Source organism: Parabacteroides acidifaciens (assembly GCF_003363715.1).
Lineage (GTDB): Bacteria > Bacteroidota > Bacteroidia > Bacteroidales > Tannerellaceae > Parabacteroides > Parabacteroides acidifaciens.
Genome location: NZ_QREV01000003.1, coordinates 25133 through 46264, shown reverse-complemented (window position 1 = coordinate 46264; position 21132 = coordinate 25133). Strand labels below are relative to the sequence as shown.

The 21132-nt window shown below is 43.8% G+C and carries 35 protein-coding genes; 2 read left to right on the top strand and 33 right to left on the bottom strand.

The window, feature by feature from the left end:
* Window positions 1–154: 154 nt before the first annotated feature.
* Window positions 155–2515 (bottom strand): DUF3987 domain-containing protein, encoded by a 2361-nt coding sequence (locus DWU89_RS01960; protein WP_115498001.1) that lies wholly within the window; start codon window positions 2513–2515, stop codon window positions 155–157.
* Between the two features lie 51 nt (window positions 2516–2566).
* Window positions 2567–2803: a DUF4248 domain-containing protein gene (locus DWU89_RS01955; RefSeq protein ID WP_115498000.1), complete on the bottom strand. Its 237-nt coding sequence runs from the start codon at window positions 2801–2803 to the stop codon at window positions 2567–2569.
* A gap of 202 nt (window positions 2804–3005) precedes the next feature.
* On the opposite strand from DWU89_RS01955, the gene DWU89_RS01950 reads away from it, so the two are divergent.
* Both DWU89_RS01950 and DWU89_RS01945 read left to right on the top strand, forming a co-directional pair.
* A complete protein-coding gene (locus DWU89_RS01950; protein WP_115497999.1) occupies window positions 3006–3449 on the top strand; it encodes an HU family DNA-binding protein in 444 nt (147 codons plus the stop codon).
* Window positions 3446–3916 carry a glucosaminidase domain-containing protein gene (locus tag DWU89_RS01945; RefSeq protein ID WP_115497998.1) on the top strand — a complete coding sequence of 157 codons (471 nt, stop codon included), beginning with the start codon at window positions 3446–3448 and terminating at the stop codon, window positions 3914–3916. Before DWU89_RS01950 ends, DWU89_RS01945 begins: the two co-directional genes overlap by 4 nt.
* Window positions 3917–4174: 258 nt before the next feature.
* On the opposite strand, the gene rplQ is transcribed toward DWU89_RS01945, so the two are convergent.
* The 31 genes from rplQ to fusA all read right to left on the bottom strand — a co-directional run bounded on the left by rplQ (window position 4175) and on the right by fusA (window position 21128).
* A complete protein-coding gene (rplQ, locus tag DWU89_RS01940; protein WP_115497997.1) occupies window positions 4175–4669 on the bottom strand; it encodes a 50S ribosomal protein L17 in 495 nt (164 codons plus the stop codon).
* 8 nt (window positions 4670–4677) lie between these two features.
* Window positions 4678–5670 carry a DNA-directed RNA polymerase subunit alpha gene (locus tag DWU89_RS01935; RefSeq protein ID WP_115497996.1) on the bottom strand — a complete coding sequence of 331 codons (993 nt, stop codon included), beginning with the start codon at window positions 5668–5670 and terminating at the stop codon, window positions 4678–4680.
* A 12-nt stretch (window positions 5671–5682) separates the two neighbouring features.
* Window positions 5683–6288 carry a 30S ribosomal protein S4 gene (gene rpsD / locus DWU89_RS01930; RefSeq protein ID WP_008149909.1) on the bottom strand — a complete coding sequence of 202 codons (606 nt, stop codon included), beginning with the start codon at window positions 6286–6288 and terminating at the stop codon, window positions 5683–5685.
* 123 nt (window positions 6289–6411) lie between these two features.
* Window positions 6412–6801, bottom strand: a complete 390-nt coding sequence (rpsK, locus tag DWU89_RS01925; protein ID WP_115497995.1) for a 30S ribosomal protein S11 — start codon at window positions 6799–6801, stop codon at window positions 6412–6414.
* An 11-nt stretch (window positions 6802–6812) separates the two neighbouring features.
* On the bottom strand, window positions 6813–7193 hold the full coding sequence (rpsM, locus tag DWU89_RS01920; RefSeq protein WP_005634778.1) for a 30S ribosomal protein S13: 381 nt from the start codon (window positions 7191–7193) through the stop codon (window positions 6813–6815).
* Window positions 7194–7228: 35 nt separating this feature from the next.
* Window positions 7229–7345: a type B 50S ribosomal protein L36 gene (gene ykgO, locus DWU89_RS01915; RefSeq protein WP_005645768.1), complete on the bottom strand. Its 117-nt coding sequence runs from the start codon at window positions 7343–7345 to the stop codon at window positions 7229–7231.
* Between the two features lie 15 nt (window positions 7346–7360).
* Window positions 7361–7579, bottom strand: coding sequence for a translation initiation factor IF-1 (infA, locus tag DWU89_RS01910; protein ID WP_005634776.1), 219 nt, complete (start codon window positions 7577–7579; stop codon window positions 7361–7363).
* Between the two features lie 15 nt (window positions 7580–7594).
* Window positions 7595–8380: a type I methionyl aminopeptidase gene (gene map / locus DWU89_RS01905; RefSeq protein ID WP_115497994.1), complete on the bottom strand. Its 786-nt coding sequence runs from the start codon at window positions 8378–8380 to the stop codon at window positions 7595–7597.
* Window positions 8381–8384: 4 nt separating this feature from the next.
* Complete coding sequence (gene secY, locus DWU89_RS01900) at window positions 8385–9725, bottom strand: preprotein translocase subunit SecY (protein ID WP_115497993.1); 1341 nt, start codon at window positions 9723–9725, stop codon at window positions 8385–8387.
* A 3-nt stretch (window positions 9726–9728) separates the two neighbouring features.
* On the bottom strand, window positions 9729–10175 hold the full coding sequence (gene rplO, locus DWU89_RS01895) for a 50S ribosomal protein L15 (protein ID WP_115497992.1): 447 nt from the start codon (window positions 10173–10175) through the stop codon (window positions 9729–9731).
* A 27-nt stretch (window positions 10176–10202) separates the two neighbouring features.
* A complete protein-coding gene (rpmD, locus tag DWU89_RS01890) occupies window positions 10203–10379 on the bottom strand; it encodes a 50S ribosomal protein L30 (RefSeq protein WP_005651341.1) in 177 nt (58 codons plus the stop codon).
* 19 nt (window positions 10380–10398) lie between these two features.
* Entirely contained in the window at window positions 10399–10917 is a 519-nt protein-coding gene (rpsE, locus tag DWU89_RS01885) for a 30S ribosomal protein S5 (RefSeq protein ID WP_115498103.1), read from the bottom strand.
* A 5-nt stretch (window positions 10918–10922) separates the two neighbouring features.
* Entirely contained in the window at window positions 10923–11267 is a 345-nt protein-coding gene (rplR, locus tag DWU89_RS01880) for a 50S ribosomal protein L18 (protein ID WP_005634763.1), read from the bottom strand.
* A gap of 21 nt (window positions 11268–11288) precedes the next feature.
* Complete coding sequence (gene rplF, locus DWU89_RS01875; protein ID WP_008149927.1) at window positions 11289–11840, bottom strand: 50S ribosomal protein L6; 552 nt, start codon at window positions 11838–11840, stop codon at window positions 11289–11291.
* Between the two features lie 16 nt (window positions 11841–11856).
* The gene (gene rpsH, locus DWU89_RS01870) at window positions 11857–12252 is read right to left on the bottom strand and encodes a 30S ribosomal protein S8 (RefSeq protein ID WP_005634758.1); all 396 of its coding nucleotides are present in this window, start codon (window positions 12250–12252) and stop codon (window positions 11857–11859) included.
* Window positions 12253–12308: 56 nt separating this feature from the next.
* Window positions 12309–12578, bottom strand: coding sequence for a 30S ribosomal protein S14 (rpsN, locus tag DWU89_RS01865; protein ID WP_115497991.1), 270 nt, complete (start codon window positions 12576–12578; stop codon window positions 12309–12311).
* 6 nt (window positions 12579–12584) lie between these two features.
* Window positions 12585–13142 carry a 50S ribosomal protein L5 gene (gene rplE / locus DWU89_RS01860; protein WP_008149932.1) on the bottom strand — a complete coding sequence of 186 codons (558 nt, stop codon included), beginning with the start codon at window positions 13140–13142 and terminating at the stop codon, window positions 12585–12587.
* Window positions 13142–13462: a 50S ribosomal protein L24 gene (gene rplX / locus DWU89_RS01855; RefSeq protein ID WP_115497990.1), complete on the bottom strand. Its 321-nt coding sequence runs from the start codon at window positions 13460–13462 to the stop codon at window positions 13142–13144. Before rplX ends, rplE begins: the two co-directional genes overlap by 1 nt.
* Before the next feature lie 19 nt (window positions 13463–13481).
* Window positions 13482–13847: a 50S ribosomal protein L14 gene (gene rplN, locus DWU89_RS01850; RefSeq protein WP_008149935.1), complete on the bottom strand. Its 366-nt coding sequence runs from the start codon at window positions 13845–13847 to the stop codon at window positions 13482–13484.
* A 1-nt stretch (window position 13848) separates the two neighbouring features.
* The gene (rpsQ, locus tag DWU89_RS01845) at window positions 13849–14106 is read right to left on the bottom strand and encodes a 30S ribosomal protein S17 (protein WP_115497989.1); all 258 of its coding nucleotides are present in this window, start codon (window positions 14104–14106) and stop codon (window positions 13849–13851) included.
* A gap of 9 nt (window positions 14107–14115) precedes the next feature.
* A complete protein-coding gene (gene rpmC / locus DWU89_RS01840; RefSeq protein ID WP_075966666.1) occupies window positions 14116–14313 on the bottom strand; it encodes a 50S ribosomal protein L29 in 198 nt (65 codons plus the stop codon).
* A gap of 5 nt (window positions 14314–14318) precedes the next feature.
* Window positions 14319–14753, bottom strand: coding sequence for a 50S ribosomal protein L16 (gene rplP / locus DWU89_RS01835; protein WP_005634742.1), 435 nt, complete (start codon window positions 14751–14753; stop codon window positions 14319–14321).
* A 20-nt stretch (window positions 14754–14773) separates the two neighbouring features.
* Entirely contained in the window at window positions 14774–15508 is a 735-nt protein-coding gene (rpsC, locus tag DWU89_RS01830) for a 30S ribosomal protein S3 (protein ID WP_115497988.1), read from the bottom strand.
* 7 nt (window positions 15509–15515) lie between these two features.
* Window positions 15516–15926, bottom strand: coding sequence for a 50S ribosomal protein L22 (gene rplV / locus DWU89_RS01825; protein ID WP_005634739.1), 411 nt, complete (start codon window positions 15924–15926; stop codon window positions 15516–15518).
* Between the two features lie 49 nt (window positions 15927–15975).
* On the bottom strand, window positions 15976–16245 hold the full coding sequence (rpsS, locus tag DWU89_RS01820) for a 30S ribosomal protein S19 (protein WP_028730655.1): 270 nt from the start codon (window positions 16243–16245) through the stop codon (window positions 15976–15978).
* 20 nt (window positions 16246–16265) lie between these two features.
* On the bottom strand, window positions 16266–17090 hold the full coding sequence (rplB, locus tag DWU89_RS01815; RefSeq protein ID WP_115497987.1) for a 50S ribosomal protein L2: 825 nt from the start codon (window positions 17088–17090) through the stop codon (window positions 16266–16268).
* Between the two features lie 8 nt (window positions 17091–17098).
* Entirely contained in the window at window positions 17099–17392 is a 294-nt protein-coding gene (gene rplW / locus DWU89_RS01810; protein WP_115497986.1) for a 50S ribosomal protein L23, read from the bottom strand.
* A gap of 11 nt (window positions 17393–17403) precedes the next feature.
* Window positions 17404–18033, bottom strand: a complete 630-nt coding sequence (gene rplD / locus DWU89_RS01805) for a 50S ribosomal protein L4 (protein WP_115497985.1) — start codon at window positions 18031–18033, stop codon at window positions 17404–17406.
* Window positions 18033–18650 (bottom strand): 50S ribosomal protein L3, encoded by a 618-nt coding sequence (gene rplC / locus DWU89_RS01800; RefSeq protein ID WP_005634730.1) that lies wholly within the window; start codon window positions 18648–18650, stop codon window positions 18033–18035. Before rplC ends, rplD begins: the two co-directional genes overlap by 1 nt.
* A 21-nt stretch (window positions 18651–18671) precedes the next feature.
* Window positions 18672–18977, bottom strand: coding sequence for a 30S ribosomal protein S10 (gene rpsJ, locus DWU89_RS01795; protein WP_005634728.1), 306 nt, complete (start codon window positions 18975–18977; stop codon window positions 18672–18674).
* A gap of 21 nt (window positions 18978–18998) precedes the next feature.
* Complete coding sequence (gene fusA / locus DWU89_RS01790) at window positions 18999–21128, bottom strand: elongation factor G (protein WP_115497984.1); 2130 nt, start codon at window positions 21126–21128, stop codon at window positions 18999–19001.
* Between the last annotated feature and the right edge of the window lie 4 nt (window positions 21129–21132).

The window sequence follows — 21132 nt, the reverse complement described above, 5'->3', positions numbered from 1 at the left end:
AAATCGGTGCTTTTTAGGGAAAACCCCGATGCCTACTGCGTTTTGAAGGGGTGCTTATCCGTTTTTGATTCGATGCTTATCCGTTCAATTTTGGGCATTTGATGAATTTCGTGTTAAAAAACTGCCGAAACTGCCAAAATTGCCCTACCCTATTTTAAATGGCAACCACCTGTTTACCCTGTTCTGTCTTCCGATAGTAACCACTTCCTTCAGAGACGATTAGATTGCTTTTTTCGGCTTTCCGGAGAAATTTGTCGAGACTTGAGACACTGACGCCACAGCCATTTGCAGCGACTAAAGCATCGCTACGTTTGAAACTTTCCGGAAGGGAGGCAAAGAGGTTGCGCAAGGCATGCGGAAACTTGAAGTGGACCTCTTCAGAGGCGTGCTTCAACGAGGTAGCCACGACATAGGCATGCTGCAAACAGATTTTCCCGATATGAAAAACCAGGTCAAAATCTTCATCGCTTATCGTCCAGACACGTTCCGTCAAACCACTCTCGGCTTTACGCAAACCGGTCAGGGTCATCCCCAGGCGGAAGATAATCAGCCGATAGCGCAGGACCGTCGATTCGAGATCTTCATGGCCGAAAGAACGGACATTATAGTATTCGCTCTCCAAGAAACGATCCAGCCTTTTACGTTGTGCATTGGAAAACTTCACCCACGTCAGTGAACCGTCCAGAAAAACACCATAGTCGAGCACACACTGTCCAAGGCTGTCCAGATGGCTGGAAGCAGCCGGCGTATCATCGGCCGAAGTCAGCGGATGGTACTGCCCTCCCCCGGCTATCTTATACATCAAAATACGACTGAACAATCCATTCTCGGTCGAGGGGATCAGACGGGGCAGCAAGGCGGGCGTCCCGGTGCACAACATTGCAAGGCAGGGGAATTTGGCCAGCAGGGAACCGTCTTTTTTAGAAGAATTGCCAACAGTCTCGTGATGGGCCGACTTGTTTATGATATCGGAATAGTTTCCGAAATCCTGCGACAACATATTGACTACCGTCTCCATCTCCGTGTCCAGCAGGCAAGAGGTGTAGGGATAGTTGACATGGAGGAGTTCCACCAGGCGTGCTTGCGTGACGCTGCCGGTGACACGGAGGTTGCGTTGCTTCACGACCTTCGGCTTCGACGGTGCCGGGCCGGCGGGCTGTTTCGAGCTGCGGTTCTGCCGCTTCTGCATCCGGTAGGTTTCATATTCTTCGTTCTCCTGCTCATATTTTTCAACTTCATAGGAGGAGTTATCGTAGATATATTGTTGCCAGGGATCGAGCAACTTTTGCAAACCAGCGACACAGCCTTTCCCGCTACCCGAACTGCCGGTGATGATCGTATAAAGAGGAGATGCGTATTCGTGCTCTTTCAATGAGCCCCTGACACCCGGCATTACACTACTCAACAACGTCAGGGTGGAGAGCAGCAAGACATCCTTTTCCGTACGGCTTTCGGCACGCTTCACGACGTCCGCCAGAAGGCTGGGGAGGTGATTGTAGATGGATTCGTCGAAGCAGGGCAAAAGAGACATATCCGGTTCTATATCAACACTTTCTACATCATTATCTGTAGCTAATCCTCTCTGGATACCATCGGGGGCAGTTTTGGCGGTTTTGGCAGTTTTCCGGATCTCCTGCTCCTCTTTCGGCCTATACGGATTGCAGCCATGCGAGGCGCTGTAACGGCGGTAAATATCCGTGACGGTCTTCTCGATTTCGCCTGCCGGGAAATCCGGCTGGACGTAACGGCGGGTGCATTCGGCCGCTACTTCGTAAGGCGAAAAGCCGGCATTGTTCAGGACGGCGGCGAGTTTCACGACATGCGAGTGACGCCCTCCGGCGGCGAAAGGGTTATCCTGCTCATACTTGTCGATGTAGTTCGTGAGGGCGTCTGCCGTACGGCCGGCCTCCGGGCGGGACGCATGGGTGACCGGCGCAGGCTCGGGCATGGGAAGGGAGAGCACTTCCGACTCTTCCTTATAAAAGGCGTCGGGGTCGTGGCTGACGAAACAGCCGCGGTTCGGGTCCTTGCCGCTCCGGTCCACCGTCACGCCGGGGATATCGGTTTCGATGCGGCGGCGTACGAGCTCAAAGGCCAGGGAGTGGCACTCCAAAGGGCTGTCTACCAGGATAAAGAGTTTGTTACCTGTGCCGGAAGGACTGATGTGCCCGGCTTTCACATACGGGAGGTTTCCTGCGATCCGGAGGACTTCCTGGGGCGGGATGGCGGGGTCGTCGATATCAGTGCAGATGCAACCGCTATAAGCGACCATGTGCTCCAGGCGCCGGCCGCCTTGCATTTCGCCGCCGGCAACGTAGAGGGATAGTTCCTTCTTCAGGCTCTCCGCTTCTTTGTTTTTACCGGCCGAGACCAGTTCCCTGATCCGGGCAATCGCCGGAGCGTGAACTCCGTTTTTCACTTCGTTGATGTACTGATCTAAGGGCATCATACGGGCGCTCCATGTCCGGATCGCCGAGTCAAAGAAAGTTCCTTTGACGCTTAATGAATCAATCATGTCACAATTGTTTTATGTGGATGTACTAAAAATATCCGATTAGTATTCTATCTAAGGTTCGCCCAGGTGCTCAACCAGGCAGGCGACTTGTTTCGGCGTGTAGAGTTTCTGAAATCTTACCCAACCGGCAGCGATCAGCTTTTCCTTCAATCCGCGCGAGGTACGAATCCATACCCACATCCTTTTGTATGCCATTTCGGGCGTACAGTCAGGGAAATAAAGGAGGGCGAACTCGGTTACTCCCATTGCGCCTCTTGCTGATTCCAGCTCGTTTTTTTTATCTTCCATAATATTTTTTATCTAAGTCATCTAAACCACTTACAATGTACGGACTTATTTAATACTGTACAAACTTTTTGACAACTATTTTATAAAAAGTTATTGAATCCGGCACAAACATCCGGCACCCTGCAACACCTTTCCCATTGGGCTACATGGTGTTGTATCTTTGTAATGTAATAATTCACTAACCCTTAAATTTTTTAATCGTATGTCAGTAAAGTACAAACTTGTTTTGAAAAAAGACCTGACGAAAGGTGCGGATGCAGATGCGAAGCGGTATTATGCTTCCGCCAATGTCACGGGAATGATGGACTTCAATACCATCTGCGATGTGGTGGCAGACCGTTCGACAGCCAGCGATGGCGACGTGGCGCTCGTCTTGCTGGGTGTGATCCGCTGCATGCAAGAGGCGTTGCTCCGAGGCGAAACGGTCCAGATGGGCGCATTGGGTAACTTCCGCCTCTCGATCGGAAGCGCTGGAGTGGTATATGCAAGCGATTTTCAGGCATCCATGATCCGAAAGCCGCGAATAATCTTCTCTCCGGGGGCTAAACTGCGTGAAATGATAGCCAAAGTAAGCGTTGAACGCATTGAAAATGAATCAGATAATTCCGGAAATGGTTCTGGTGTAGAAAGACCTGGAATTTTATGAAACCAGCACAAATCAGCTTCGTAAAAGAGTGTTTGCCGGCGGCTTTGTCGGCAGGAGCAGCTTTCAACATGAATCCGCTGGTCATCTTGGCACAGGCGGCGTTAGAGAGCGGTTGGGGCATGAGTGACCTGGCACGGGAAAGCCGGAACTTTTTCGGATTGACGGCCTACGGTTGCAGTAACGCTTATTGGCATGGCGGAAAGACGGTTTTAAAGACTTCTGCCTATTCTTTGGACTTCCGCCGGTATGATACGCGCGAAAACTCTTTCCTGGATTTTGCACGCCTTATTCGGGATTGTTATCGCCGTGCCTGGCAGGTAAGCAATGACCCGGAGGCCTACGCCAAAGAGATTGCCTACAGTCCCTACATTAGCGAACAGAACGGCGACAACCGCGAAACGTACCGGCACAGCATCATCCAGATCGCACGGACAATTCAGGCGGTTATTGCGTTAATTGAAGAATAATTATGCAGAAAATCAGAAAGATCATTGAATTTGTTTTGGCATTATTGAATTTCTTGTTTCACTTTAAACCCGTACCGGATGAAGAACCTCCCGTCAGCACTGAAACTTATCCTCGCCCTGCTCCTCCGGATTCTGAGGAAGGGGATGAACCTCTATTTGAGACTGTCCGTTAGGATCAGACTCTGGTAGAACACAAAAAAGCCCGTCTGCAAAAATGCAGACAGGCTTTTTTTATTTGTTTGCCAAAAACTGGTCGTATTATTCGGCAGCTTTTTCTTCAGCAACCGGTGCTTCTGCAACGGGAGCTTCGACAGCGGCTTCAGCAGCTGTAGCTTTCTTACGAGAACGTCTTGTCTTCGTAGCTTTCTTAGTTGTAGCTGCGCTCAACATGTTTTCGTTGTAATCAACCAGTTCAATGAAGCACATGGCTGCGTTGTCACCCAGACGGTTGCCAGTCTTCAGGATACGTGTGTAACCACCCGGACGGTCGCCGATCTTCTGAGATACTTCCTTGAACAATTCTGTTACAGCAAATTTGTCCTGCAAATTGCTGAATACCACACGTCTTGAGTGAGTTGTATCCTCCTTAGACTTAGTGATAAGCGGTTCTACAAATTTACGAAGCGCTTTAGCTTTTGCAACAGTAGTAAAGATTCTCTTATGCTTGATAAGGGAACATGCCATGTTTGAAAGCATCGCGTTACGGTGAGTATTTGTACGACCCAAATGATTTATTTTTTTATTATGTCTCATCGCTATACTTACTCTTTATCTAATTTATACTTAGTGATATCCATACCGAATGAAAGGTTCAGACTTTCAAGCAGTTCGTCAAGCTCGGTCAGTGACTTCTTACCGAAGTTACGGAACTTCAACAGGTCATTCTTGTTGAATTTAACCAGTTCGCCTAACGTTTCAACATCTGCGGCCTTCAAGCAATTCAATGCGCGAACGGAAAGATCCATATCCGAGAGTTTGCTCTTGAGCAACTGGCGCATGTGAAGTACTTCTTCATCGAATTCCTCATTACCGTCAGTATCAACTGTCTCGATAGCAATCTTTTCATCTGAGAACAACATGAAATGGTGAATCAGAATCTTAGCTGCTTCTTTTAACGCTTCCTTCGGATGAATAGAACCATCAGTGGCTATTTCAAGAACCAACTTTTCGTAGTCCGTCTTCTGCTCAACACGGAAGTTTTCGATTGAATATTTGACGTTACGCACAGGTGTGTAAATAGAGTCGATTGCAATCACGTGCATGTCTGCGTTCGGGTCTCTGTTTTCATCAGCGGGAACATATCCGCGACCTTTGTTAATCGTCAGTTCAATCTGGAAACCTGCGTTCGGATCTAAGCGACAAATAACCAACTCAGGATTCAATACTTCGAATCCGGTCAGCTGTTTACCTATATCACCGGCTTTGAACACTTCCGAACCCGAAACAGTAATACTTACTTTTTCATTCTCTATGTCGTCTACAATATGCTTGAACCGGACTTGTTTCAGATTCAAGATTATGTTTGTCACATCCTCGATCACGCCGGGAATTGTACCAAATTCATGGTCAACGCCTTCGATCTTAATGGATGTAATAGCAAAACCTTCAAGTGACGACAGGAGAATACGACGTAGAGCATTACCTATTGTAATACCATAGCCGGGTTCCAACGGACGAAATTCAAACTTTCCGAAGAAATTGTCCGCTTCCAACATTAATACTTTATCGGGTTTTTGAAATGCTAATATCGCCATGGAAATCAATTATTATTTAGAATACAATTCTACGATCAACTGCTCTTTAATGTTTTCAGGAATGTCAGCTCTTTCCGGCAGATGCAGTAATTTTCCGCTTAAAGAAGACTGATCCCATTCGATCCAGGGATACTTGCTGTGATTGAATCCTGACAATGCGTCAGCAATCACTTCAAGTGATTTGGATTTTTCTCTAACACCAATAACCTGACCGGCTTTTACAGAGTAAGAAGGAATGTTTACAACCTTACCGTCTACTGTAATGTGACGATGAGAAACCAACTGACGAGCTGCAGCACGCGTCGGGGCGATACCCAAACGGAATACTACGTTGTCCAGACGGCCTTCCAGGAGCTGCAACAGCACCTCACCGGTAATACCTTTTGAACGTGAAGCCTTTTCAAACAGGTTTCTAAATTGTTTTTCCAATACACCGTAAGTGTATTTTGCTTTCTGCTTCTCACGAAGCTGGATTCCGTACTCAGAAGTTTTTCTTTTGCGGGCGTTTCCGTGCTGTCCGGGAGGATAGTTCTTCTTTGAAAGAACTTTATCCGGTCCGAATATTGCCTCACCAAACTTACGGGCAATTCTTGTTTTAGGTCCAGTATATCTTGCCATTTTTTTATTGTTTTAATGTTCTGTTCTGAATCTGGAACCGTGCAGCCGCGATTACAGAGAGGATAAGGTCTTTGTGTAATCTATTCACAATTCCGGATTCAATGTTCAAGAAACTATAGTTAATTATACTCTTCTCTTTTTCGGAGGACGACAACCATTGTGAGGAAGCGGAGTAACGTCAACGATTTCTGTTACTTCAATACCGGCACCGTGAATTGTACGGATAGCAGACTCACGTCCGTTACCCGGGCCCTTAACGAATACTTTTACTTTTCTCAAACCAAGATCATAAGCTACTTTTGCACAATCCTGAGCTGCCATCTGAGCGGCATACGGAGTGTTCTTTTTAGAACTTCTGAATCCCATCTTACCAGCAGAAGACCAACTGATAACCTGACCTTCGCTATTAGCAAGAGACACAATAATGTTGTTAAAAGAAGAATGAATATGAGCTTGACCGTAAGCGTCAACTTTTACGTTTCTCTTCTTTGCTGCGACTGATTTCTTTGCCATATCAATTCTTATTATTTAGTAGCTTTTTTCTTATTTGCAACAGTTTTCTTCTTACCCTTACGAGTACGAGCATTGTTCTTCGTGCTCTGGCCTCTCAAAGGCAAACCAATACGGTGACGAACACCTCTATAACATCCGATATCCATCAGACGCTTGATGTTCAGCTGAACTTCTGAACGAAGATCACCTTCTACTTTATACTCAGCGCCAATGACTTCACGTACTTTTGCAGCCTGATCGTCTGTCCAGTCTTTTACTTTGATATCACGATCGATGCCTGCTTTATCTAAAATGGATTTTGAAGCACTACGACCAATACCGTAAATATAGGTCAAGGCAATTTCTCCTCTTTTATTTTGTGGCAAGTCTACACCAACTATTCTTATAGCCATATTACTTACTTAAATTATTTTGCAAAAATAATAAATTATCCTTGACGTTGTTTATACTTAGGATTTTTCTTGTTAATTACGTATAAGCGTCCCTTTCTTCTAACGATTTTACATTCGGGAGTACGCTTCTTTAAAGATGCTCTTACTTTCATATCTTGTTGTTTTTTTTATTTATATCTAAAAGCAATTCTACCTTTCGATAGATCATACGGAGACATCTCAACTCTTACTTTATCACCCGGGAGGATCTTAATGTAGTGCATTCTCATCTTCCCTGAGATATGAGCAGTAATTTCATGTCCGTTCTCTAATTCTACACGAAACATTGCGTTTGACAATGCTTCTACTATAACTCCATCTTGTTCAATTGCTGACTGTTTAGCCATATAAATTAAATCAAATTAAATTGCGTTATTACCTAAAACTTCTTCTAAAAACTCGAATGAAGATAAGATCTGGGGACCGTCGGGACGGATCGCGATACAATGCTCGAAATGAGCCGAACACTTTCTGTCTTTCGTGCGGACTGTCCAACCGTCTTTCTCAAAAGCTACATTCTTGCTTCCCATATTGATCATCGGTTCTATGCAGATGCACATACCGCTGCGTAATAAGGGACCGCAACCGGGGCGCCCGTAATTGGGGACTTCCGGTTCTTCGTGCATCTTACGTCCGATTCCGTGACCGACCAGCTCTCTGACAACAGAGTAACCTTTCGATTCACAATAGGACTGTACGGCATGGCTGATATCACCCAGGCGTTTGCCTTCGAGGGCATGCTGGATGCCCAGGTAAAGTGATTCTTTTGTTGTCTTCAACAAGGCTTTCACTTTGGGATCGACTTCGCCGACACAAAATGTATAGGCGGAATCTCCGACAAAACCATTCAACACCGTACCGCAATCGACAGATATAACGTCACCTTCTTTCAAAACTGCTTTCTCGGAAGGGATGCCGTGTACTACCTGCTCGTTTACGGAAGCACAGATTGAGTTTGGAAAACCACCGTATCCTAAAAAGGCCGGAACTGCACCATTATCTCTAATGAATTCCTCGGCAATCTTATCGAGTTGAAGCGTATTCACGCCGGGAGCGATATGTTTGGCTAATTCGCCAAGCGTCTTACCCACCAGTTGATTCGCAGCACGCATCAACTCTATTTCTTCATCTGTTTTTAAATAGATCATTCTATTAGTAAGCGGCAACTGAGCCTGTACGACCTTTAATTCTTCCTGACTTCAACAAACCGTCATAATGACGCATCAACAAATGACTTTCTACTTGCTGCAGTGTATCCAACACTACACCAACCAGGATCAACAAAGATGTTCCGCCAAAGAATTGGGAGAACGCCATACTTACACCGGCGATCCGGGCAAAAGCAGGCATGATTGCCACTAATGCAAGGAAGAATGCTCCCGGCAAAGTAATACGGTCCATAATGGTATCCAAATAATCTTTGGTACTCTTTCCCGGCTTGACACCCGGAATGAACCCGTTGTTTCTCTTCAGATCATCCGACATCTGAGTAGGATTGATCGTGATAGCTGTATAGAAATATGTAAACAAGATAATCAGTACAGCAAATACGAAGTTGTACCAAAATCCGGTATTATCCATAAAGGCAGCTACAAAGCCGGAACGTTCGCCCGTGCTTGAGAAACCAACAATTGAAATCGGAATAAACATGATTGCCTGGGCAAAGATGATAGGCATTACGTTTGCAGCATTCACCTTCAGGGGAATGTACTGGCGTGCGCCACCATATTGTTTATTTCCAATGATCCGTTTTGCATACTGTACGGGGACCTTACGGGTACCTTGTACCAACAGGATAGCACCTGCGATAACCAGCAAAAGGAACAACATTTCAAACAGGAACATAACCAGACCACCGGTTTTTTCACTTGTTCTTGAAATAAATTCTTCGAACAGCGAGTGCGGCAGACGGGCTATAATACCAACTAAAATGATAAATGAGATACCATTTCCAACACCTTTATCTGTAATTCTTTCACCAAGCCATAAGATAAACATACTTCCAGCAGCTAAAATAACTGTAGAAGAGATTGTAAACCATATACCTGCAGGCAGAGCTGCTCCGGCGGCTTTCAGCTGTACACTTAAGTTAACAAGATAAGTAGGACCCTGGAACAGAAGAATAGCCACTGTCAGGTAGCGAGTCCACTGGTTGATCTTACGACGACCACTTTCGCCTTCTCTCTGTAATTTCTGGAAAGAAGGAACTGCAATTGCCATCAACTGCATCACAATGGAAGCGGAGATATACGGCATAATCCCTAATGCAAAAATAGAAGCATTAGAGAATGCACCACCAGAGAACATGTCCAACAATGCCAGCAATCCGCCTCTTGTCTGTTCCTGCAAAGCGGTCAACGCTTTAGGATCAATACCCGGAAGCACAACGTATGTACCGAAACGGTATATCGCCACTAACAAAAGAGTGGTGAGGATCCGATTTCTCAGATCCTCAATCTTCCAGATATTTTTTATTGTTTCAACTGCTCTCATAACTTAGAGTTTAACAACAGTTCCACCTACAGCCTGGATAGCTGCTTCAGCACTCTTTGAGAAAGCGTGAGCTTCCACTTCAAGTTTCGCTGTCAAGCTACCTTTAGCAAGGATTTTAACCAACTGGGAAGCTGAAATGAAACCAGCTTCGATCAAATCATTGATACCAATCTTTGTGAGCTGCTGAGCTTCAGCCATGCCCTGTAATGTAGAAAGATTGATAGCTTTATATTCTACGCGGTTAATATTCTTGAAACCAAATTTAGGTAAGCGTCTCTGTATAGGCATCTGACCACCTTCGAAACCAATCTTCTGGCTATAACCGGATCTTGATTTCGCACCTTTATGACCTCTTGTTGAAGTTCCTCCTAATCCTGAACCCGGACCACGGCCGATTCTCTTTCTGGTCTTGGTAGATCCTTCAGCAGGTTTTAAATTTGATAAGTTCATATCGTATAATTTATTTTTCAACCGTTATTACTTTACTACTGAAACCAAATGTTTCACTTTCTCAACCATACCCAGAATTGCCGGAGTAGCTTCATGTTCTACTACCTGGTTCATTTTCTTCAGACCCAGTGCATCAAGAGTTCTCTTTTGGTCTTTCGGGCATTTAATTCTACTTTTTGTCTGCTTAACTTTGATAGTTGCCATAACTTATTATCCTCCCTAATTAACCTCTGAATACTTTTTCAACTGCAACACCTCTGTTCTGAGCAACCATCAACGGGCTTCTCAACTCACTCAGTGCAGCGATAGTCGCTTTCACCAGGTTGTGAGGGTTAGAAGAACCTTTTGACTTAGCCAAAACGTCTGTGATACCAACACTTTCCAATACGGCACGCATAGCACCACCAGCCTTCACTCCGGTACCGTGAGATGCCGGTTTGATCAGCACCTGAGCACCACCGAACTTAGCTAATTGTTCGTGAGGGATAGTACCTTTATGAACGGGAACCTTGATCAAGTTTTTCTTTGCAGCTTCAACACCTTTAGCGATAGCTGTCGTGACTTCACCGGCTTTTCCCAAGCCCCAACCAACGATGCCGTCTTCATTTCCTACTACAACGATTGCAGCAAAACTGAATGTACGTCCACCCTTAGTTACTTTAGTTACGCGGTTGATTGCAACCAAACGGTCCTTCAACTCTATGTCGTTGGTCGACTTAACTCTATTATTAACTCCTGCCATCTTCATTAAAATTTAAGGCCGCCGTTACGTGCAGCATCAGCTAATTCTTTAATTCTCCCATGATACAGGTAACCGTTACGGTCGAAAACGACAGCTTGTACACCAGCTTCCTGGGCTACTTTAGCGATCTGTTCTCCAACCTTGGCAGCGATCTCCTTTTTCGGAGCCTTAACATCCATCTTCAGAGATGATGCTGCAGCCAGAGTCTTACCTGTAGTGTCATCAATAACCTGTGCATAGATCTGCTTGTTGCTTCTAAACACAGTCAGGCGCGGACGTTCAGGAGTTCCTGAGATCTTACCGCGTACACCTGCTTTTATCTTTAATCTTCTTTCTTCCTTCGTTGTCATGATAATTTCAGTTTACGTAGATTACTTACCTGCTGATTTACCAGACTTTCTGCGAATTTCTTCACCCACGAACTTGATACCTTTACCTTTATACGGTTCCGGCATTCTGAATGAACGAATCTTAGCACAAATCTGTCCCAGTAATTGTTTATCAGCCGATTCAAGGATAATAAGAGGATTTTTATTTCTCTCTGCCTTTGTTTCAACTTTCACTTCTTTAGGCAACTGCATGTAAATGTTATGTGTATAACCTAAAGAAAGGTCTAACAGCTGACCTGTATTTGTCACACGGTAACCAACACCGACAAGTTCCAGTTCTTTCTTATATCCTTCTGAACATCCGATCACCATGTTGTTGATCAGTGAACGATACAAGCCGTGCAATGCACGATGGTTCTTTTCGTCTGTCGGACGTGTCAGATGGATGATTCCATCTTCCAAAGTCACATTAATATCAGGATTCACAGCCTGAGTCATCTCGCCTTTGGGACCTTTTACAGTCACTACATTATCCTTAATGGTAACCGTAACACCGGCCGGTACATGAATTGGTAATTTTCCTATTCTTGACATTCTTCTTTCCTCCTAATTAATAAACATAACATAATACTTCGCCGCCGATCTTCAGATCACGTGCTTCTTTGTCTGTCATCACACCCTTAGAAGTAGAAAGAACGGCAATACCTAAACCATTCAATACTCTCGGCATTTCCTTGTAACCAGTGTACTTACGCAAACCAGGGGTAGAAACTCTCTCAAGTTTCTTGATTGCATTAACTTTGTTTACCAGGTCATACTTCAAGGCAATCTTAATTGTACCCTGAGGACCATCTTCTACAAACTTGAAATTAAGAATGTAGCCCTTGTCGAAAAGGATCTTTGTGATCTCTTTCTTTAAATTTGACGCCGGCACTTCAACAACTCTGTGCTTCGCTTTAATTGCATTACGCAATCTTGTCAAATAATCTGCAATAGGATCTGTCATATATAAATGAATTAAATTGATCCGGACACCCGGACAATATTTAAATTAAAAAACTCTTACCAACTTGCTTTCTTTACACCCGGGATTAAACCATTAGATGCCATTTCACGCAGTTGAATACGAGAAATACCGAACTGGCGTACATAGCCTTTCGGACGTCCTGTAATTTTGCAACGGTTGTGCAAACGTACAGGAGAAGCATTTTTAGGTAAAGCCTGTAAAGCTTCATAGTCACCTGCTGCTTTCAGTTCTGCTCTTTTAGCAGCATATTTAGCTACGAGCTTTGCTCTTTTCACCTCACGGGCTTTCATTGATTCCTTTGCCATAACTACTTAGTCTTTTTTTGCATTTTTAAAAGGCAATCCAAATTCTCTCAAGAGAGCATACCCTTCTTCATCTGTTTTCGCAGAGGTCACAAAGGTAATATTCATTCCCAATATTTTGGTAATATTATCGATATTTATTTCAGGGAAAATGATTTGTTCCTGAATACCGAGTGTATAATTACCTCTTCCGTCCAATTTGCTTTCGATGCCCTTGAAGTCACGGATACGGGGAAGAGCCACGCGAACGAGTCTTTCCAGGAATTCGTACATCTGTTCACGACGCAATGTTACCATTACACCGATCGGCATTTTCTTACGCAACTTGAAGTTAGAGATATCCTTCTTTGAAACTGTCGCAACAGCCTTCTGGCCTGTGATAGTTGACAATTCGCTGATAGCGATATCAATAATCTTCTTATCAGCAGCAGCCATACCTAAACCTTGATTGATAACAATCTTCTTCAGTACGGGCACCTGCATAACGGTTTTATAACCGAACTCTTTCGTCAAAGCAGGAACAATTCTGTCCTGATATTCTTTCTTAAGACTGGCAGTATTGCTCATTACTTAATTTCCTCCCCTGATTTTTTAGAATAACGCACTAAAGCACCTTTTTCGTCTAATTTGCGACCAATACGTGTCGGCTTGCCGGATTTCGGGTCAACAACGTTTAGGTTGGAAATATGAATCGGGGCTTCTTTCTTTTCAATTCCTCCCTGAGGATTCTTTGCATTAGGCTTGGTATGCTTTGATACCATATTAATACCTTCTACAATGGCACGGCTGTCTTTTACGAGTACTTCTAAAACACGACCTGTCTTACCTTTGTCTTCGCCGGTATTAACAAAAACTATATCGCCTTTTTTGATATGTAATTTGCTCATTACTTTACGTTTTACAAAATTAAAGCACTTCAGGTGCAAGTGAAACGATTTTCATGTTTGTTGCACGAAGTTCTCTGGCAACCGGACCGAAGATACGGCTTCCACGAATATCACCACCGGCATTCAACAATACGCATGCGTTATCATCGAAACGGATGTATGAACCATCCGGACGGCGGATTTCTTTTTTAGTGCGAACAATGATAGCCTTAGAAACAGCACCCTTCTTCACATCACTTGCCGGGATTACACTCTTAATTGCTACTACAATTACATCCCCAACAGAGGCATAACGTTTTCTTGTTCCGCCCAAAACACGGATACACAACGCTTCTTTAGCGCCACTGTTATCTGCTACTACTAGTCTTGATTCTTGTTGTATCATGTTACTTAGCCCTTTCGATTATTTGAACTAATCTCCATCTTTTTGTTTTGCTCAAAGGACGAGTTTCCATAATCTTTACAGTATCGCCGATACCGCATTCATTCTTTTCGTCATGAGCATGATATTTCTTCGTCTTGCTAACGAACTTTCCATAAATGGGGTGTTTTTCCTTCCATTTGATAGCAACCGTGATGCTCTTATCCATCTTGTTGCTGGTAACCACGCCCGTTCTTTCTTTTCTTAAATTTCTAGTTTCCATCAGGCTCAATTATTTGTTGTTAAGTTCTCTCTGGCGCAATTCTGTCTTCATGCGCGCAATCATCCTGCGTTGTTGTTTAATCTGAGCAGGGTTTTCACTCGGAGATATGCTGTGGTTAATTACTTTCTGATCGTAAGCAGTAACTTCAGCATCAATTCTTTCTACTAACTCCTTCGTGCTTAATTCTCTAATTTCTGCAATCTTCATAACAATTACGCATTTTGATTAGCCATATCATAATCACGTCTCACAACAAACTTTGTTGTTACCGGAAGCTTCTGTGCAGCTAAGCGCAAAGCTTCTTTAGCAATATCAAAAGGAACCCCTTCGATTTCGAAAATCAAACGACCTGGAGTAACAGGCGCAACAAACCCTTCGGGATTACCTTTACCTTTACCCATACGTACTTCAGCAGGCTTCTTTGTGATTGGTTTGTCCGGGAAAATACGAACCCAAACCTGACCCTGACGTTGCATATAACGAGTTACCGCGATACGAGCAGCTTCAATCTGACGACCGGTAATCCATTTATTCTCTAACGCTTTTATACCAAACGAACCGAATGCCAGCTGGTTGCCACGTTGAGCTTCGCCCTTCATGCGGCCTTTCTGCTGTCTTCTGAACTTGGTTTTCTTTGGTTGTAACATCTCTTCTTAAATTCTAACGTTTAACGATTAGCTTTCTTTCTCTTGAAGTTCTTTTCTCTGCTGCCGCCGGCATTGTCATTTCTGCGACCTGAATCTTTAGTAGCAGCGAATGAAGGAGCAAGATCTCTCTTACCATATACTTCACCGCGGCAGATCCAAACCTTAACGCCGATCAAACCAACCTTCGTCAACGCTTCAGCCAAAGCATAATCAATATCTGCTCTGAATGTGTGTAACGGAGTTCTTCCTTCTTTATACATTTCTGAACGCGCCATTTCAGCACCATTCAAACGACCAGAGACTTGCACTTTAATACCTTCGGCACCCATTCTCATGGTAGAGGCGATAGCCATCTTGATAGCACGACGGTAAGCAATTTTTCCTTCAAGCTGACGAGCAATGTTGTTTGCAACGATAACAGCGTCCAATTCGGGTCTTTTTACCTCAAAGATATTGATCTGAACTTCTTTGTCGGTAATTTTCTTCAACTCTTCTTTCAACTTATCAACTTCCTGACCACCTTTTCCGATGATGATACCCGGACGCGATGTGCAAACTGTAATTGTAATCAACTTCAGCGTACGTTCAATAACGACGCGAGATACACTAGCCTTAGCAAGACGAGCATTCAGATATTTACGGATTTTGCTATCTTCCAGCAAAGTGTCTCCGTATTTCTTGCCGCCATACCAATTGGAATCCCATCCACGGATAATTCCCAAACGATTACTAACCGGATTAACTTTTTGTCCCATCTACAAATTAATTTTGACTATCGTTTTTACTAAGTGTATCAACAAACAGAGTTACATGGTTCGAACGTTTACGAATTCTGTAACCTCTTCCCTGAGGAGCCGGACGCATTCTCTTCAATGTAGTAGCGCAATCTACGCTGATTGAAGATACGCACAACTCTCCAGCTTCTGCTTTACGTTCATTCTTCTGTTCCCAATTGGCAATAGCCGAACGAAGCAATTTTTCTACTCTTGCTGCAGCTTCCTTATTAGAAAACTTCAAAACACCAAGTGCACGGAATACTTCCATACCGCGGATCATGTCTACAACGAGACGCATCTTGCGCGGAGAAGTCGGCACGTTACGCAACTTTGCGAAATACATGGTTTTTTGGGCTTCTTTTCTTGCTTCAGCTGATATTCTTTTTCTAGCACCCATTTTATTGATTCTTTTTATTTTCAGATTCCTGAATTCCTGTTACTACCGATTATTTTTTCTTGTTACCGGCGTGACCACGGAACGTACGAGTAGGAGAAAACTCTCCCAGTTTATGACCTACCATGTTCTCGGTTACAAAAACAGGAATAAATTTATTTCCATTATGAACTGCAATAGTATGGCCTACAAAGTCAGGCGAAATCATTGAAGCTCTTGCCCATGTCTTAACGACAGCCTTCTTACCTGACTCATTCATTGCCAGGACTTTCTTTTCCAGCTTGATATTAATGTACGGGCCTTTTTTTAGCGAACGACTCATAGTTTACTTAATTAATCAGATTATTTCTTTCTTCTTTCAATGATATATTTTGAAGAATGCTTCTTCGGAGCTCTTGTCTTCAAGCCCTTAGCATACAAGCCATTACGAGATCTTGGATGACCTCCGGAAGCACGACCTTCACCACCACCCATTGGGTGATCAACCGGGTTCATTACAACACCACGGTTACGAGGACGACGACCTAACCATCTAGAACGACCGGCTTTACCTGATTTTTCAAGACCATGGTCTGAGTTACCTACGCTACCAACTGTAGCCTTACATGCAGCAAGAATCTTTCTGGTTTCACCAGAAGGCATCTTAATAATTGCATAATCGCCTTCTTTTGAAGTCAGCTGAGCAAATGCACCGGCAGAACGTACCATTTTGGCACCCTGTCCCGGACGAAGCTCGATATTATGAATAATAGTACCAACGGGAATATTTGCCATAGGCAAAGTATTACCTATCTCAGGAGCTGCTTCGCTACCTGAAACCACTGTCTGGCCAACTTCCAGTCCGTTCGGAGCGATGATATAGCTCTTTGCTCCGTCTGCGTAATACAACAGTGCGATACGAGATGTACGGTTAGGATCATACTCGATAGACTTAACTGTTGCAGGAATGCCATCTTTATTTCTCTTGAAATCGATAAATCTGTACTTCTGTTTGTGACCGCCACCAAGATAACGCATTGTCATCTTACCTGTGTTGTTACGACCACCTGTACTTCTTTTACCTGTTACAAGAGACTTTTCTGGTGTACTTGCAGTGATTTTATCAAATGCACCAATAACTTTGTGTCTCTGCCCCGGTGTTGTGGGCTTTAATTTACGTATTCCCATTTCTTTTTTTAGATATTACTAAAGAAATCAATTGTTTCTCCTTCTTTCAACGTTACGATAGCTTTTTTGAAAGCTGATTGTTTGCCATTGATAATACCGGATTTGGTATAACGACTTTTCTGTTTGCCTGAGTAGTTGATGGTATTAACATCAACTACGGTAACATTGTACATGTCTTCAATGGCTTTTTTAATCTCTAACTTGTTGGCATCAGGAGAAACACGAAAACCATAGCGATTAGCCATCTTTTCTGTAATCGCTGTTTGCTTCTCAGTTACTATAGGTTTAATAATAATTCCCATTTTTCTACTCCTTATGCGTTAAACAGTTTTTCAATAGCAGCGACTGAACTTTCGGTAAATACAACATTTGCAGCATTTAACACTCCGTATGTATTTAATTCAGAAGCTGTTATAACATTTGCCTTCTCTAAATTTCTGGCCGACAAATATACGAAATTATTTTTCTCTGATAAAACCAAAAGTAACTTTCCGTCAGCCACTTTCAGATTCTTAGCAATTGTTACGAATTCTTTAGTCTTAGGAGCTTCCAAAGTGAAATCTTCTACTACTACGATTGCGTTATTCTTTGCTTTATAAGCCAAGGCAGACTTACGAGCCAGACCCTTCACTTTCTTGTTCAATTTGAACTCATAATCTCTGGGTTTCGGACCGAATACACGGCCACCACCTACCAACACCGGAGAGTTGATGTCACCACGACGAGCTCCACCACCACCCTTCTGGCGGATCAGTTTACGAGTACTACCGGAAACTTCACTTCTTTCTTTCGATTTGTGAGTTCCCTGACGCTGATTAGCCAAATACTGTTTTACATCCAAGTAAATAGCATGATCATTGGGTTCAATTCCAAAGATAGCATCGTTCAATGTTACCTTTCTTCCGGTATCTTCACCTTTAATATTTAATACGCTCAGTTCCATTACTTTTCAATTAATAAGATTGAACCTTTTGCTCCTGGAACAGATCCTTTAACCAATAAAAGATTGTGTTCCGGCATCACCTTGATCACTTGCAGGTTCTGAACAGTTACACGTTCATTACCCATTTGGCCGGCCATACGCATACCTTTGAATACCTTTGCAGGGTAAGAACAGGCACCGATACCACCGGGAGCACGCAAACGGTTATGCTGACCGTGAGTAGTCTGACCTACACCACCGAAACCATGACGTTTTACTACACCCTGGAAACCTTTACCTTTTGATGTACCAACTACATCAACGAAACCTGCATCTTCCAAATAATCTACAGTGATTACATCACCGAGCTTATATTCGGTTTCAAAATTCTTGAACTCGGCCAAGTATCTCTTGGGAGTTACACCAGCTTTTTTAAAGTGGCCCATTTCAGGCTGCGTAGTGTGTTTCTCTTTTTTCTCTTCGAAACCCAACTGTACAGCTTCATAGCCATCTTTTTCCAAAGTCTTAATCTGTGTAACTACACAAGGACCCACTTCGATAACAGTGCATGGAAGATTTTTTCCCTCGGCACTGAAAACGGATGTCATTCCGATTTTTTTTCCTAATAATCCTGGCATTTCACTAATTTGTTAATAAACTTACACTTTAATTTCTACTTCAACACCGCTGGGCAATTCCAGCTTCATCAAAGCGTCAACTGTTTTTGCAGTCGAGCTATAGATATCGATTAATCTCTTATAAGAAGAGAGTTCGAACTGCTCACGAGACTTTTTGTTAACGAAAGTCGAGCGGTTCACAGTAAAGATACGCTTGTGCGTAGGCAGAGGTATCGGGCCGCTAACAACTGCACCGGTAGCCTTAACCGTCTTCACGATCTTCTCGGCAGACTTGTCTACCAGAGAATAATCGTAAGACTTTAATTTAATTCTGATCTTTTGGCTCATATTTATATATATGTTTCTAAATTATTTGATCAAATCAGCACGACCCTGTACTTCTGTCAATACCTGCTTAGCGATAGAAGAAGATACCTGAGCATAGTGTGAGAACTGCATTGAAGAAGTTGCACGACCTGAAGTGATAGTACGCAATGCTGTTACATAACCGAATGTTTCAGCCAAAGGAACTTTCGCTTTCACTACACGTGCACCGGTACGGCTTGATTCCATACCTTCAACCTGTCCACGACGTTTGTTCAAGTCGCCGATTACATCACCCATGCTTTCTTCCGGAGTCACAACTTCCATCTGCATGATCGGTTCCATCAAAGCAGGACCTGCCTTTTCAGAAGCACTCTTGAATGCCTGGATAGCACAAATTTCGAATGACAACTGGTCAGAGTCTACCGGGTGGAAAGAACCATCGATCAAAGTAACTTTCAGTTTATCCAACGGATAACCGGCCAAGATACCGTTCTTCATTGCCTTTTCGAAACCTTTCTGAACAGACGGGATAAATTCCTTCGGAATGTTACCACCCTTCACTTCGTCGATAAACTGCAGTGTACCTTCAAAGCTTTCGTCAGCCGGTTCGATACGAACGATGATATCGGCAAACTTACCACGACCACCGGACTGTTTCTTATAAACTTCGCGAAGTTCAACAGACTTGGTGATAGCTTCCTTGTAAGTAACCTGAGGTTTACCCTGGTTACATTCAACCTTGAATTCACGACGCAGACGGTCAACAATGATATCCAGGTGAAGCTCACCCATACCGCTGATTACTGTCTGGCCAGTTTCTTCGTTAGTCTGTACGCGGAACGTCGGGTCTTCTTCAGCCAGCTTAGCCAATCCCATACCCAGCTTATCCAGGTCTTTCTGAGTCTTAGGCTCTACTGCGATACCGATAACCGGATCCGGGAATTCCATTGATTCCAGTGTGATCGGATGTGCTTCGTCACAAAGAGTATCACCAGTACGGATATCCTTGAAACCAACACCGGCACCGATATCACCGCAACCGATAGCTTCCATCGGGTTCTGTTTGTTTGAGTGCATCTGGAACAGACGTGAAATACGTTCTTTCTTGTCTGAACGAGTGTTATACACATAAGAACCAGCCTGCAAAGAACCTGAATACACACGGAAGAAGCACAAGCGGCCTACATACGGGTCGGTTGCGATCTTAAATGCCAACGCGGTCAACGGTTCTTCAAACAACGGTTTGCGAACGATCACTTTATCCGGATCACGCGGATCTGTACCTTCGATAGCTTCTGTATCGGCAGGGCTCGGCAGATATGCACAAACAGCATCCAGCAAAGTCTGAACACCCTTGTTCTTGAAAGAAGAACCACAGATCATCGGGTTGATCTGCATAGCCAATGTACCTTTACGGATAGCAGTTCTGATTTCTTCTTCTGTGATAGTAGAAGGATCGTCAAAATACTTTTCCATCAAAGCATCATCGCATTCAGCCAGAACTTCAAGCATCTTGTCTCTCCATTCTTCAGCTTCAGCCATCAGGTTTGCCGGAATTTCTTCAACAGAATATTCAGCACCCATTGTTTCGTCATGCCAGAAAATAGCTTTCATTCTAACCAGGTCTACAACCCCTTTGAAAGTTTCCTCTGCGCCGATAGGTATCTGAATCGGACAAGGATTAGCACCTAAAACATCCTTTACCTGACGAACTACTTCGAAGAAGTTTGCGCCGGAACGGTCCATTTTATTTACATAACCAATTCTGGGTACGTTATATTTATCAGCTTGACGCCATACTGTTTCAGACTGCGGTTCAACACCACCTACAGCACAGAAAGCAGCAACAGCACCATCCAGGATACGCAATGAACGTTCTACTTCGACAGTGAAGTCAACGTGTCCCGGAGTGTCAATCAAGTTAATCTTATATTTATCATTAGCGTAGTTCCAGAAAGTCGTAGTTGCAGCAGAGGTAATTGTGATACCGCGTTCCTGCTCCTGTTCCATCCAGTCCATTGTTGCAGCACCGTCGTGAACTTCACCAATCTTGTGAGTCAGACCTGTGTAGAAAAGGATACGCTCTGAAGTCGTAGTCTTTCCTGCATCGATGTGCGCCATGATACCGATGTTTCTGGTATACTTTAATTGTTCGTCAGCTTTTGTTGCCATCTTT